Raw genomic sequence first — 13,691 nt, forward strand, 5'->3', positions numbered from 1 at the left:
TGACGCTGTAACGAAGCGTTAATATTTTTCACTTTCCCGCGTCATAATGACGCGGGAAAAGAACAGGTTAGCGTGCTAACCATCCGCCATCGACGGCGAGCGTGTAGCCATGAACATAATTCGCCGCGTCAGAAGCCAGGAAAACAATCGGACCCATCATGTCATCCGGAATACCCCAGCGGCCGGCAGGGATACGCCCGAGGATCTCTTCGTTGCGCGACTCATCATTGCGCAGTTGTTCGGTGTTATTGGTCGCCATATAGCCGGGAGCGATGGCATTAACATTAATGCCGTGTTTTGCCCACTCATTTGCCATCAGACGCGTTAAGCCCATCACCGCACTTTTCGACGCCGTATAGGAAGGCACGCGAATGCCGCCCTGGAAGGAGAGCATCGAGGCGATATTGATAATCTTGCCGCCGTTGCCCTGAGCGATAAACTGGCGCGCCACCTGCTGAGACAGGAAGAACAGGCTTTTGCTGTTGATGTTCATCACATCATCCCAATCCTGCTCGCTGAAGTTGAGGGCATCCTCACGGCGGATGATGCCTGCGTTATTCACCAGAATATCGATGCGCCCAGCCTGGGCAACGGCTTGTTCAACAATCTGCGGCACCCCTGATGGCTGAGTCAGGTCGGCCTGAATCGACCAAAAGCGGCGACCTAAGGCTTCCACTTTATCCTGGGTGTCGGCAGGTCCGGCGCGGTTAACGCCGATGATGTCGCAGCCCGCTTGCGCCAGTCCTAATGCCATTCCCTGACCTAAACCGGTGTTGCAGCCGGTCACCAGCGCAATTTTGCCTTCCAGATTAAATGCGTTAAGGATCATCTTTCGCTCCTGTTAGCGCAGCGCGCTGATGCTGACGTGGTCCATGTCATCGAATACCTGGTTTTCGCCCACCATGCCCCAGATAAAGGTATAGCGCTGTGTGCCCACTCCGGCATGAATAGACCAGCTCGGCGAAATCACCGCCTGCTCGTTATGCACCAGCAAATGGCGCGTCTCCTGCGGTTGGCCCATCATGTGGAAGACGGCACTGTCATCCGCCATATCAAAGTAGAAGTACACTTCCATTCGACGTTCATGGGTATGGCACGGCATGGTGTTCCACAGATTGCCGTCATCAAGGCGCGTCAGTCCCATGGTGAGCTGGCAGGTGGGTAACACATCCGGCACGATAAATTTATTAATAGTGCGGCGGTTTGAGGTTGCGGCATCGCCCAGCGTGGCTTTGACCGCATCTTCTAAGGTGATCTTTTTATCCGGATAACGGGTGTGTGCCGGTGCGCTGTTGTAGTAAAACTTCGCTGGATGGCTGGCATCGCTGCTGCGGAAAACCACGCTTTTAGCGCCCTGGCCGACATACAGCGCCTCCTGATGGCCCACCTCCCAGGTTTTTCCATCGACGTCAATTAAGCCCGGCCCGCCAATATTAATCACCCCCAGCTCGCGGCGTTCGAGAAAATAGCTGACGCCCAATTGCTTGCCGACTTCCTCGCCAATCGTCACCGACTGTTGCACGGGCATAACGCCGCCAATGATGATGCGGTCAATGTGGCTGTAGGTCAGGGTGTAGTTGTCGGCGTCAAAAATTTTTTCGATCAAAAATTCGCGACGTAATCCGGCAGTGTCCAGATTTTTTGCATGCTCAGTATGAATGCTTTGACGAACGTCCATCTCAGACCTCTCAAAGTTAAAGGAAGTGTCCCGAAGTGGGTCTTTGGGCATCTTAGGCAGGATGGGATGTTAATTCAATAAAAATGAAACGTTGTTTTATTTATTTGTGTGAGCGATCAAATACGCGGTGATGTTGCCGTAGTGAGCGTTTGGGAATAATGCAAAGCGTTGCCCAGAGGCGGGCAACGAGAGTGGATGGGCTGAGTCCTGGCCCGGCACAGGTGCATCGGAATTAATTGAACAGATGCTCAGCTTTTAATTCAGTCAAATTCGCCAGCTTCACATTGGCCAGCGCCCAACGCGCATCATCCGCGTACTCGGCTGCAGGCACTACAATCGAACGCATGCGCGCGGCTTTAGTAGCGATCATGCCATTAAACGAATCTTCCAGCGTCACGCAGTTCAGCGGGTCCACACCTAACTTCGCGGCCGCATCCAGATAAACCTGCGGATGAGGTTTGCTGTACGGCAGAGCTTCGGCTGAAGCAATCGCGTCGAAGTACTTGCGCAGGTCGAACATCTCCAGCACGCGCTCAAGCATCAACAGCGGTGAGGCGGAGGCGAGGGCGATGTTTAATCCCTGCTGCTGGCAAAGTTGCAATGCCTGTTCAACACCGGGCAGCAAGGGACGCGTCTCCTCAACTAATGCTAATGCGCGTGCAATGATACGTTGCGTTACTTCTGCCTGATCCGGGCCGCTCCACGGCAAGGCTTCGTACCACATGCGAACGGTTTGATCGATGCGCAGACCCAGCGTATCGGGCAGTTCATGGCGGCGTGTGATATCCACGCCGAGACTCGCAAACACATCCAGTTCTGCCTGATCCCATAAGGGTTCAGAGTCGATCAGCAATCCGTCCATATCAAAAATAGCGGCCAACACCGGGCGACGATAAGACATACAACAGCTCCGTTTGAAATTTGCCCTACCATACCATGGGCAGCAGGGAAATCCGACTCACGGCAGGTTACGCATTTTTCAGGAAAAAATGCCGTAGTGCAGGTAGACTTAGGGCAAAACTACTGTATGTGAAGGGAGACACCATGACTTACCAACAGGCTGGCCGCATCGCCATCCTTAAGCGAGTGGCTGGCTGGGTAATTTTTATTCCAGCGCTGCTATCTACCATCATCTCGATTCTGGGTTTCATGTTTAAACACAGTGAAAAACAGCCGGGAATTGATGCAGTGATGCTGGATTTTGTCCATGTCATGGTCGACATGATCAAGTTCAACACGCCGTTTTTGAACATGTTTTGGCAAAATTCGCCAGTACCTGAGTTTAATGGCGGTGCCAATATTGGCTTCTGGATCATCTACATTCTGATTTTCGTCGGGATTGCTTTACAGGCATCTGGCGCGCGTATGTGGCGTCAGTCACGCCATATCAAAGAAGGCATTGAGGATCAGCTGATTCTCGAACAAGCCAAAGGTGTGGATGGGCGCACGCGTGCGCAATTGGAAGAGAAAATCCATATACCGCGTCATACCATTTTGTTGCAGATTTTCCCGCTCTATATCCTGCCGATTGTCATTGCCATCGCCGGTTATTTTGTCCTGAAATTACTGGGCATGCTGTAAAGCGTCAGGCCGGTCTGGCCTGACGTTGTCCTAACGCATCTTCATTTAATAGCTGGTCAATCGCGAATTGTGCGGCGTTTGTCCAGTTACCTGCAAACACGTTGGCGCGATTAAGCAAATAATAGAGCTGATACACCGGCTGCCGTTGTGAAAACCCTTCTGCCAGTGGCCATATTGAGTGATATCCCTCGTAAATCTGGCGCGGCAATTCGACGTAGTAATTCAACATCGCGAGATCGCACTCCCGATCGCCCCAATAGCAGGCAGGGTCAAACAGCCATGGTCCACTGCTGCTGTCCGCGCAATTGGCAGGCCATAAGTCGCCGTGTAGCAAAGAAGGTTCAGGATGATGATTAGCCAGCGCGCGTTGTACGCAATCGACGATCAATTCGGTGTTGCCATATTGCACCCCTTTCTCAGCGGCCAACTGCAGCTGCCAGCCAATACGCTGTTCAGCAAAGAATACCGACCAGCGACGTAACCAACTGTTGGGCTGTGGGGAGGTGGTGATGTTGTTGTCATAATCGAGGCCAAACTGCGGTTGCTCGCTCCATTGATGCAGACGAGCTAACTGCTGGCCAAGCTGGAAGGCACTAAGTTCGTTTAGCGCCTCTGGCTGAATATACTCCAGCAGCAAAAAGCTGCTGTCGCGGTCATTACCAACGCCATACACTTTTGGCACCCGCACCGTCTGCGTCCGCGCCAGCAAGCCCAGCTGGTCAGCTTCCCAGCTAAACAGAGTGAGCATATCGCGCTTATTACATTTGACGAAAACGTCGAGATCGCCATAGCGTAGGCGCCAGGCGGGATGCACATCGCCACCGGGAAGTTCATAACGTTCAGTGACTTCAGCTTCACCGGCGTGTTCGCTTAACAGACGACTAATGGCTGACCACATGGGGTAATCCTCTTTATTCGCTGCGTCAGATGGATTGTAGCGCTCAAAACTTCAGCAAAACCAGCGGCGCTGCGATTATTTGTGGCACGTCAGAGTTTTGCCTTAAGAAATTCTTCCAGTGTGATGATTTCCACCTCCACTTTGCGATGTAAGGCAACATCTGCCAGCCCGGCGGCGTGTTCCGTAATCTCATGTTGTTCCAGGGCACTGATGATGCCGAAACTGTTGGTTCCCAGTTCATGCGAATGGCCTTCATCATCGTGAAGCGTGGTGGTGTAGCCGCCGCTGACCATCACGCTGTTGAGGGATTGAAGATCCCCAAGACTCTCATCGGGGTAGCTTAGCGTGACAATGTAACGTTTAAGGTTGTGGTCACTCATCATTCACCTCATTGTAATGGAACAGATTTCAGCGTAGACCAGCGCTGCGGATAGAGCGAATTCTGCACAATTGAGGCCAGAAAGAGAGGTGTAAATCTGCGTCAGCGGGCTTCAGAAAATTCTTGTAGCAATTGGGCTGCTATTTCGCTAATTGCCTCTTATAATGCGCACCGGTAATGGGAAAACTCCTATTAACCATGCGGTTCCAACGCGGAACCTGGCATTTCTGGCACCTTCATACTTATTTACAAAACTTACCGTAAATTGCATTGATTGGCTGGGAAAACTCTTCAGACTCACTCTTTTTTAAACTGTCGTACGGGTCACATTTAATGAAAGCCTTTAATAAGCTGTCCGCTGTTTTATTGCTCTCTGCTGGAGCATTTTGTCACCAGGCATTTGCAGATAACACCGTTTTTACCTCTATGGATGACCCTTCAACGGCAAAAAAACCGTTTGAAGGCAGCGCGTCAGCCGGTTATTTGGCACAGACAGGGAATACCACCAGTTCATCTTTGAGCGCGTCAACCAATATGACGTGGTATCAGACCAACACCGCTTACAGTTTGTGGGGCAACGCCGCGAACAACTCATCTAACGATGAGCGTTCCTCAGAGACTTACAACATCGGTGGGCGTACCCGTTACAACATGAACAGCGCGGACTATCTGTTCGGTCAGGCGAGCTGGTTGAGCGACCGTTTTAACGGTTATGACGCACGTGATGTAGCAACCGCAGGTTATGGTCGCCAGATCCTGAACGGTCCGGTGCATTCACTGCGTGCTGAATTCGGTCCTGGTGTTCGTTACGATGACTTCCATGAAGGTGGTCACGAAACCAAGGCACTGGGTTACGGTGCTGTGAGCTACCAGTGGCAGCTGACCGATACCACCAAGTTCATCCAGGGTGTTTCCGTGTTGAGCAGCTTCGGTGAAGATACGACCCTTAACTCTGAAACCGGTTTGCAGGTCGCCATCAACGATCACTTCGCTCTGAAGCTGGCGTATAACGTGACCTGGAACAACAATCCGCCGGAATCTGCGCCGGATCGTACCGATACCAAAACCACCATCCAGCTCTCCTACGCCATGTAAGCAAGCTGTGATGAAAAAAACCGCTGCCGGCTTGTGCCTTGCAGCGGTTTTTTTTTATCTCCCGATGGCTTAGCGCATTTTTCACGGGTTTAGATCGCGAGCGAAAGCTGCTATTATCTCCGGCGCTTTACATTCCTGGCGTCATTCCGACAACGTGGGTCTGACATTACGCCGGGTTACACAAACAGAACTCAATGTTGCATGTAGGCTTTCGTGTGGCTTACCACTGCAATTAAGGATATGAAATGCCAGTAATTACTCTTCCTGATGGCAGCCAGCGCGTCTTTGACCGTCCGGTCAGCGTGATGGACATCGCGATGGATATCGGACCGGGCCTGGCGAAAGCCTGTATTGCCGGTCGCGTAAATGGCGAGCTGGTGGATGCGGTTGATCCGATCACCGAAGATGCTCAGGTGGCAATTATCACCGCCAAAGATGAAGCCGGTCTGGAAATTATTCGTCACTCCTGTGCGCACCTGTTAGGGCATGCGATTAAACAGCTGTGGCCGAATACCAAAATGGCGATTGGTCCGGTGATCGATAACGGCTTCTATTATGACGTCGATCTCGAACACACCCTGACGCAGGAAGATCTTGAGCTGCTGGAAAAGCGTATGCACCAGCTGGCTGAGACTAATTACGATGTTGTGAAGAAAAAGGTGAGCTGGCAGGAAGCACGTGACGTGTTTGCTGAACGTGGCGAAAGCTACAAAACCACCATTCTTGACGAAAACATCAGCCACGACGATCGTCCTGGCCTGTATCAACATGAAGAATATATCGACATGTGCCGTGGTCCGCACGTGCCGAACATGCGTTTCTGCCATCACTTCAAACTGCAGAAAATCTCCGGTGCTTACTGGCGCGGCAACAGCGATAACAAAATGCTGCAGCGTATTTACGGTACAGCGTGGGGCGATAAGAAGCAGCTGGCTGCTTATCTGCAGCGTCTGGAAGAAGCGGCGAAGCGCGATCACCGTAAAATTGGTAAGCAGCTCGACCTGTATCATATGCAGGAAGAAGCGCCGGGCATGGTGTTCTGGCACAACGATGGCTGGACTATCTTCCGTGAACTGGAAGTGTTCGTGCGCACCAAGCTGAAAGAGTACGACTACCAGGAAGTGAAAGGTCCGTTCATGATGGACCGTGTGCTGTGGGAAAAAACCGGCCACTGGGAAAACTACAAAGAAGCGATGTTCACCACCTCTTCAGAGAACCGTGAATATTGCATCAAGCCGATGAACTGCCCAGGCCACGTTCAGATCTTTAATCAGGGTCTGAAATCTTACCGTGACCTGCCGCTGCGTATGGCTGAGTTTGGTAGCTGCCACCGTAATGAGCCATCAGGCGCATTACACGGCCTGATGCGTGTCCGTGGTTTCACCCAGGATGATGCGCACGTCTTCTGTACCGAAGATCAGGTCCGTGATGAAGTGAATAGCTGTATTCGTATGGTGTACGACATGTACAGCACCTTCGGTTTTGAAAAAATCGTGGTGAAACTGTCGACCCGTCCGGAAAAACGTATCGGTACCGATGAAATGTGGGACCGTGCGGAAGTAGATTTAGCAGAAGCGCTGAAGGAGAACGAGATTCCGTTCGAATATCAGCCAGGAGAGGGTGCCTTCTACGGCCCGAAAATTGAGTTTACCCTGTACGATTGCCTCGACCGCGCATGGCAGTGCGGCACCGTTCAGCTAGACTTCTCCCTGCCAAAACGTTTGGACGCCACCTATGTGGGCGAAAATAACGATCGTCAGACGCCGGTGATGATTCACCGTGCAATTCTCGGTTCAATGGAGCGCTTTATCGGCATCCTGACCGAAGAGTTCGCGGGCTTCTTCCCGAGCTGGCTGGCACCGGTGCAGGCTGTGGTGATGAATATTACCGACAGTCAGGCAGATTATGTCAGCGAATTGACAAAGAAATTGCAGAAAGCGGGCATTCGTGTCAAAGCAGACTTGAGAAACGAGAAGATAGGCTTTAAAATCCGCGAGCACACATTACGTCGCGTCCCTTATATGCTGGTTTGCGGTGAGAAAGAGGTGGAAGCAGGCAAAGTTGCCGTGCGCACCCGCCGTGGTAAAGACCTCGGGAGCATGGACGTAGATGTGTTTGTTGAGAAGCTGCAACAAGAGATTCGCAGCCGACATCTTCACCAATTAGAGGAATAAGGTTATTAAAGGCGGAAAACGAGTACAACCAACGCGTCCGAACCGTATCAACGGCGAAATCCGTGCTACCGAAGTGCGCTTAACTGGCGTAGACGGCGAGCAACTTGGCATTGTTACATTGCGCGAAGCAATTGAAAAAGCCGAAGAAGCTGGCGTAGATTTAGTTGAAATCAGCCCGAACGCCGAACCGCCGGTTTGCCGTATTATGGATTACGGCAAGTTCCTTTATGAAAAGAGTAAGTCTTCTAAGGAACAGAAGAAGAAGCAGAAAGTTATCCAGGTCAAGGAAATCAAATTCCGTCCTGGTACCGATGATGGCGACTATCAGGTCAAACTACGCAACCTGATTCGCTTTCTGGAAGAGGGCGATAAAGCCAAAATCACGCTGCGTTTCCGCGGTCGTGAGATGGCGCACCAGCAGATCGGTATGGAAGTGCTTAACCGCGTCCGTAAAGATCTGTGTGAAGACATGGATCTGGCGATTGTCGAGTCCTTCCCTTCGAAGATCGAAGGTCGTCAGATGATCATGGTGCTCGCACCGAAGAAGAAACAGTAGGCCTTCAAGTAATAATGCCGCGCAGCGCTCGCGCTGTGCGGATTTTTATTCGCCTGTCTGATTCATTTTATTAACAATGCGAAGTGGATATTTGTAAAAATGCCAAAGATTAAAACTGTCCGTGGCGCGGCTAAGCGCTTCAAGAAGACCGCTTCTGGCGGCTTCAAGCGTAAGCACGCGAACCTGCGTCATATTCTGACTAAGAAGTCTACCAAGCGTAAACGTCACCTGCGTCCGAAAGGCATGGTGTCTAAAGGCGATCTGGGTCTGGTTATTGCCTGCCTGCCGTACGCATAAGTAAACTTTTTATAAATCTGCCTGAATACTTTGCGTACTGCAGAGAATAGGGCATCACAGAATATGATATAGGAGAGCTCACATGGCTCGCGTAAAACGTGGTGTAATTGCTCGCGCACGTCACAAGAAAATCTTAAAACAAGCTAAAGGCTACTACGGTGCACGTTCACGTGTTTACCGCGTTGCTTTCCAGGCTGTTATCAAAGCTGGTCAGTATGCTTACCGTGACCGTCGTCAACGTAAGCGTCAGTTCCGTCAGCTGTGGATCGCGCGTATCAACGCTGCGGCCCGTCAGAACGGTATCTCTTACAGCCGTTTCATTAATGGCCTGAAAAAAGCCTCTATTGAAATCGACCGTAAGATTCTGGCTGACATCGCTGTATTCGACAAAGTGACCTTCACGGCACTGGTCGAAAAAGCAAAATCAGCTCTGGCGTAAGTCAGATGAAAAAGGGAGCTTGCTCCCTTTTTTATTGCCTGCAACTCACGCAAAAGATTGACATTTTAACCGCTGGGCTTTTCAATAGTGCGGTTTCTATCAAGACAAGGTAACGCAAGCATGCACGCTGCTATTTTCCGTTTCTTTTTTTACTTTAGCGCCTGACAATCAGGGGCTTTTGCGCATAAGAAAAGAAACGAAAAATCGCGCTGAAAGCCTCCCTCGTGGAGGCTTTTCTGTTTCTGGCGACACTTAATCGGATCTCACGGTCCTTACAAGAACTGACCAGCCCGGCTGGAAGAAGAGGAAATCATGTCCCAACTCGCAGACCTGGTGGCCCGTGCCACGGCCGCTATCGACGAGGCGGCGGATATCGCCGCCCTGGACGCCGTGCGCGTCGAATTCCTGGGTAAGAAAGGGCATCTGACGCTGCAAATGACCACCCTGCGTGAGCTACCAGCGGAAGATCGTCCGGCAGCAGGCGCGGTAATCAACGAAGCGAAGCAGCAGGTTCAGGACCGCCTGACCGAGCGTAAAAACACGCTGGAAAGTGCTGAACTGAATGCGCGCCTCGCCGCTGAGACCATCGACGTCTCGCTGCCAGGCCGTCGCGTTGAGAACGGTGGTCTGCATCCGGTGACCCGCACCATCGATCGTATTGAAAACTTCTTCGGTGAGCTGGGCTTTGCGGTGGTTACCGGTCCGGAAATCGAAGATGACTATCATAACTTCGACGCACTGAACATTCCTGGCCACCATCCGGCACGTGCTGACCACGATACCTTCTGGTTCGATGCCACTCGTCTGCTACGTACCCAGACGTCTGGCGTGCAGATCCGCACTATGAAAAATCAGCAACCGCCGATCCGCATCATCGCGCCAGGTCGCGTTTATCGTAACGACTACGATCAAACTCACACCCCAATGTTCCATCAGATGGAAGGTCTGATTGTCGATAAAGACATCAGCTTCACCAACCTGAAAGGCACGCTGCACGATTTCCTGAACAACTTCTTTGAAGAAGACCTGCAGATTCGTTTCCGTCCTTCTTACTTCCCGTTCACCGAACCGTCCGCGGAAGTGGATGTGATGGGTAAAAATGGCAAGTGGCTGGAGGTGCTGGGCTGCGGCATGGTGCATCCAAATGTGTTGCGCAATGTGGGCATCGATCCGGAAATCTATTCTGGCTTCGCTTTCGGCATGGGGATGGAGCGTCTCACCATGCTGCGTTATGGCGTGAACGATCTGCGCGCCTTCTTCGAAAATGATTTACGTTTCCTCAAACAATTCAAATAAGGGCAGGTTATCCAATGAAATTCAGTGAACTCTGGTTACGCGAATGGGTAAATCCAGCCCTGGACAGCGCTGCGCTGTCTGAGCAAATCACCATGGCCGGCCTGGAAGTGGACGGCGTGGATCCGGTCGCCGGTGCCTTCAATGGCGTGGTGGTGGGTGAAGTGGTGGAGTGCGGCCAGCACCCGAACGCGGACAAACTGCGCGTGACCAAAATCAACGTGGGCGGCGATCGTCTGCTGGATATCGTCTGTGGCGCGCCAAACTGCCGCCAGGGCCTGAAAGTCGCAGTGGCTACCGTTGGCGCGGTGCTGCCAGGCGATTTCAAAATCAAAGCAGCGAAACTGCGCGGTGAGCCTTCCGAAGGCATGCTGTGTTCTTTCTCTGAGCTGGGTATTTCCGACGATCACAGTGGCATCATTGAACTGCCTGCTGATGCGCCTATTGGCACTGACATCCGCAGCTATCTGCAGTTGGATGACAACACCATCGAAATCAGCGTGACGCCAAACCGTGCCGATTGCCTCGGTATTATCGGTATCGCGCGCGATGTGGCAGTGGTCAACGGTTTGCCGCTCACCGAGCCAACGATTGAGCCGGTTAAAGCGACCATTACCGACACCTTCCCGATCCGCGTAGATGCCACCGCCGCTTGCCCACGTTATCTGGGCCGCGTAGTAAAAGGCATCAATGTGAAAGCGGCAACGCCACTGTGGATGCGTGAAAAACTGCGCCGCTGCGGCATCCGTTCTATCGATCCGGTAGTAGATATCACCAACTACGTTCTGCTGGAACTCGGTCAGCCGATGCACGCCTTTGACCTCGACCGCATTGACGGCGGCATCGTGGTTCGCATGGCGGAACAGGGTGAAGTCCTGACCTTACTGGATGGCACCGAAGCCAAACTCAACAGCGATACGCTGGTGATAGCTGATCATCAGAAAGCGCTGGCGATGGGCGGCATTTTTGGTGGTGAGCACTCTGGTGTGAACGAAGAAACCAAAAACGTGCTGTTTGAGTGTGCCTTCTTTGAACCGCTGGCGATCACCGGCCGTGCACGTCGTCAGGGCCTGCATACCGATGCGTCGCATCGTTACGAGCGTGGTGTTGATCCGGCTCTGCAATTCAAAGCCATTGAACGCGCAACCCAACTGCTGCTGGACATCTGTGGCGGTGAAGCGGGTCCGGTTATCGATCAAACCGACGCCAGTAAACTGCCTGAGCGCGCCACCATCACGCTGCGTCGCGAAAAACTCGACCGCCTTATCGGTCACGTGATCGCCGATGAGCAGGTCACCGATATCCTGACGCGTCTCGGCTGCGAAGTGACCGTAGGCAATGGCGAGTGGACAGCCGTTGCGCCAAGCTGGCGTTTCGATATGGCGATTGAGGAAGATCTGGTTGAGGAAGTGGCCCGCGTATACGGCTACAACAACATCCCAGACGTGCCGGTAAAAGCCAGCCTGATTATGACGAAGCATCGCGAAGCGGATCTGTCGCTGAAGCGCGCGCGTAACCTGTTGGTCGATAAAGGCTATCAGGAAGCGATTACCTACAGCTTCGTTGATCCGAAAGTGCAGCAGCTGCTGCATCCGGGTGAAGAAGCGCTGATCCTGCCAAGCCCGATTTCCAGCGACATGTCCGCAATGCGCCTGTCACTGTGGACCGGTCTGCTCGGCGCCGTAGTCTATAACCAAAATCGTCAGCAAAGCCGTGTACGCCTGTTTGAAAGCGGTTTGCGCTTTGTTCCTGATACGCAGGCCGATCTCGGTATCCGCCAGGATCTTATGCTGGCGGGCGTTCTGAGCGGTAATCGCTACGAAGAGCATTGGGATCTGGCGCGTCAGACAGTTGACTTCTATGATTTAAAAGGCGATTTAGAATCGTTACTGGATTTGACCGGTAAACTCGATGAAATTTCTTTCCGTGCAGAAGCCAATCCGGCGCTGCATCCAGGACAGAGCGCGGCAATTTATTTACGCGGCGAACGAATCGGATTTATCGGAGTGGTTCATCCGGAGTTGGAACGTAAGCTGGATCTCAACGGCCGCACCTTAGTGTTTGAACTGCTTTGGAATAAGGTCGCAGACCGCGTCCTGCCTGACGCGCGCGAGATTTCACGCTTCCCGGCGAACCGTCGTGATATCGCTGTGGTAGTGGCTGAAAACGTGCCCGCAGCAGATATCATCGCGGAGTGTAAGAAAGTTGGCGTAAATCAGGTAGTTGGCGTAAACTTGTTTGACGTGTACCGTGGTAAGGGCGTGAACGAGGGCGAAAAGAGCCTCGCGATTAGCCTGATTTTGCAGGATACCAGCCGGACACTCGAAGAAGAGGAGATTGCCGCGACCGTTGCCAAATGCGTTGCGGCATTAAAAGAGCGATTCCAGGCAACCTTGAGGGATTGAACCTATGGCGCTTACAAAAGCTGAAATGTCAGAGTACCTGTTTGAAAAACTCGGGTTGAGCAAACGCGATGCCAAAGAGTTGGTTGAGCTCTTCTTTGAAGAAGTTCGCCGCGCGTTGGAAAACGGAGAACAGGTTAAACTGTCCGGATTTGGTAATTTTGATCTGCGTGACAAAAACCAACGTCCGGGCCGTAACCCGAAGACGGGGGAAGATATTCCTATCACTGCCCGCCGAGTGGTGACCTTCCGTCCGGGACAAAAGTTGAAAAGTCGCGTTGAGAACGCGACACCGAAGGACGCTGACTAATTTCAGTATGACAAAAAGGCCGCTTAGCGGCCTTTTTTATTGGCTGCAAAATAGCCGTTCTGCGCAATCTTTCCATAATGTCAGGATTTCGTAAGTATCCGGAAAATAGGATGAAAATCGGCACTGACTGATAGTGACTGCGGCAATCCATTTGTTATAACAGCGCCATCACATAACAAGGGGTATTGCTGATGAAAAAGACAGCACTTTTACTGGGCATCCTGTTAGGCATGCCGCTGCTGGCGAGCGCCAATGTTTCCGTTAACATCAACACACCGGGTGTTTCTATTCATATCGGTGATCAGGATAAACGTGGCTACTATTGGGATGGCTACGACTGGCGTGCGCCAACCTGGTGGAAGCAGCACCACAATCAACGCATCGGTACCAAAGGCCCGCACGGTTACTGGAACGGTAACGGCTGGCAGTCACAGCATCCTGGCAATGCACCGCGCCACGATAACAAACCGCAGCCGCGCGATCAGCATCATGACCAGCGTGATAACCACGATCAGCGTGACAATCACGGTCAACCAATCCCGCCTCATCAGTAAGCTACGCTCAGCGGCACCCACTCGGTGCCGCTTTC

General features: G+C 52.3%; 16 protein-coding genes and 1 other annotated feature. Of the genes, 11 read left to right on the forward strand and 5 right to left on the reverse strand.

The annotated features are described in order from the left end of the window. Nucleotides 1–67: 67 nt before the first annotated feature. The 3 genes from kduD to hxpB form a co-directional block, all read right to left on the reverse strand. On the reverse strand, nucleotides 68–829 hold the full coding sequence (kduD, locus tag LBW88_RS03035) for a 2-dehydro-3-deoxy-D-gluconate 5-dehydrogenase KduD (protein WP_224928911.1): 762 nt from the start codon (nucleotides 827–829) through the stop codon (nucleotides 68–70). A gap of 12 nt (nucleotides 830–841) precedes the next feature. After that, entirely contained in the window at nucleotides 842–1,678 is an 837-nt protein-coding gene (gene kduI / locus LBW88_RS03040) for a 5-dehydro-4-deoxy-D-glucuronate isomerase (protein WP_224928908.1), read from the reverse strand. A 232-nt stretch (nucleotides 1,679–1,910) separates the two neighbouring features. Further along, nucleotides 1,911–2,579, reverse strand: coding sequence for a hexitol phosphatase HxpB (gene hxpB, locus LBW88_RS03045; RefSeq protein ID WP_224928905.1), 669 nt, complete (start codon nucleotides 2,577–2,579; stop codon nucleotides 1,911–1,913). A 143-nt stretch (nucleotides 2,580–2,722) separates the two neighbouring features. Here hxpB and LBW88_RS03050 point away from each other — a divergent pair, with 143 nt between their 5' ends. After that, nucleotides 2,723–3,259 carry a YniB family protein gene (locus tag LBW88_RS03050; protein WP_224928902.1) on the forward strand — a complete coding sequence of 179 codons (537 nt, stop codon included), beginning with the start codon at nucleotides 2,723–2,725 and terminating at the stop codon, nucleotides 3,257–3,259. Nucleotides 3,260–3,263: 4 nt separating this feature from the next. On the opposite strand, the gene LBW88_RS03055 is transcribed toward LBW88_RS03050, so the two are convergent. Both LBW88_RS03055 and ghoS read right to left on the reverse strand, forming a co-directional pair. After that, nucleotides 3,264–4,157: a fructosamine kinase family protein gene (locus LBW88_RS03055; RefSeq protein WP_224928899.1), complete on the reverse strand. Its 894-nt coding sequence runs from the start codon at nucleotides 4,155–4,157 to the stop codon at nucleotides 3,264–3,266. Nucleotides 4,158–4,246: 89 nt separating this feature from the next. Next, nucleotides 4,247–4,537: a type V toxin-antitoxin system endoribonuclease antitoxin GhoS gene (gene ghoS / locus LBW88_RS03060; RefSeq protein WP_224928896.1), complete on the reverse strand. Its 291-nt coding sequence runs from the start codon at nucleotides 4,535–4,537 to the stop codon at nucleotides 4,247–4,249. A 332-nt stretch (nucleotides 4,538–4,869) separates the two neighbouring features. On the opposite strand from ghoS, the gene LBW88_RS03065 reads away from it, so the two are divergent. The 10 genes from LBW88_RS03065 to LBW88_RS03110 all read left to right on the forward strand — a co-directional run bounded on the left by LBW88_RS03065 (nucleotide 4,870) and on the right by LBW88_RS03110 (nucleotide 13,656). Further along, nucleotides 4,870–5,631, forward strand: a complete 762-nt coding sequence (locus tag LBW88_RS03065; RefSeq protein WP_224928893.1) for a YdiY family protein — start codon at nucleotides 4,870–4,872, stop codon at nucleotides 5,629–5,631. Nucleotides 5,632–5,876: 245 nt separating this feature from the next. Then, a complete protein-coding gene (gene thrS / locus LBW88_RS03070; RefSeq protein ID WP_224928890.1) occupies nucleotides 5,877–7,805 on the forward strand; it encodes a threonine--tRNA ligase in 1,929 nt (642 codons plus the stop codon). Nucleotides 7,806–7,809: 4 nt separating this feature from the next. Then, a complete protein-coding gene (gene infC / locus LBW88_RS03075; protein WP_036621995.1) occupies nucleotides 7,810–8,361 on the forward strand; it encodes a translation initiation factor IF-3 in 552 nt (183 codons plus the stop codon). A gap of 99 nt (nucleotides 8,362–8,460) precedes the next feature. Beyond that, entirely contained in the window at nucleotides 8,461–8,658 is a 198-nt protein-coding gene (gene rpmI / locus LBW88_RS03080; RefSeq protein WP_004157374.1) for a 50S ribosomal protein L35, read from the forward strand. An 82-nt stretch (nucleotides 8,659–8,740) separates the two neighbouring features. Then, entirely contained in the window at nucleotides 8,741–9,097 is a 357-nt protein-coding gene (gene rplT / locus LBW88_RS03085) for a 50S ribosomal protein L20 (RefSeq protein ID WP_007892678.1), read from the forward strand. Nucleotides 9,098–9,212: 115 nt separating this feature from the next. Next, nucleotides 9,213–9,338 (forward strand) — a sequence feature (Phe leader region). Further along, nucleotides 9,218–9,262 (forward strand): pheST operon leader peptide PheM, encoded by a 45-nt coding sequence (gene pheM / locus LBW88_RS03090; protein WP_121626058.1) that lies wholly within the window; start codon nucleotides 9,218–9,220, stop codon nucleotides 9,260–9,262. It overlaps the preceding feature by 45 nt. A 71-nt stretch (nucleotides 9,339–9,409) precedes the next feature. Beyond that, nucleotides 9,410–10,393 carry a phenylalanine--tRNA ligase subunit alpha gene (pheS, locus tag LBW88_RS03095; protein ID WP_224928887.1) on the forward strand — a complete coding sequence of 328 codons (984 nt, stop codon included), beginning with the start codon at nucleotides 9,410–9,412 and terminating at the stop codon, nucleotides 10,391–10,393. A 14-nt stretch (nucleotides 10,394–10,407) separates the two neighbouring features. Then, nucleotides 10,408–12,795: a phenylalanine--tRNA ligase subunit beta gene (gene pheT, locus LBW88_RS03100; RefSeq protein ID WP_224928885.1), complete on the forward strand. Its 2,388-nt coding sequence runs from the start codon at nucleotides 10,408–10,410 to the stop codon at nucleotides 12,793–12,795. 4 nt (nucleotides 12,796–12,799) lie between these two features. Further along, a complete protein-coding gene (ihfA, locus tag LBW88_RS03105; protein ID WP_007892687.1) occupies nucleotides 12,800–13,102 on the forward strand; it encodes an integration host factor subunit alpha in 303 nt (100 codons plus the stop codon). 191 nt (nucleotides 13,103–13,293) lie between these two features. After that, nucleotides 13,294–13,656 (forward strand): DUF2502 domain-containing protein, encoded by a 363-nt coding sequence (locus tag LBW88_RS03110; RefSeq protein ID WP_200571613.1) that lies wholly within the window; start codon nucleotides 13,294–13,296, stop codon nucleotides 13,654–13,656. The last annotated feature ends 35 nt before the right edge of the window (nucleotides 13,657–13,691 follow it).

The organism is Pantoea sp. alder81, from assembly GCF_020179835.1.
GTDB lineage: Bacteria > Pseudomonadota > Gammaproteobacteria > Enterobacterales > Enterobacteriaceae > Pantoea.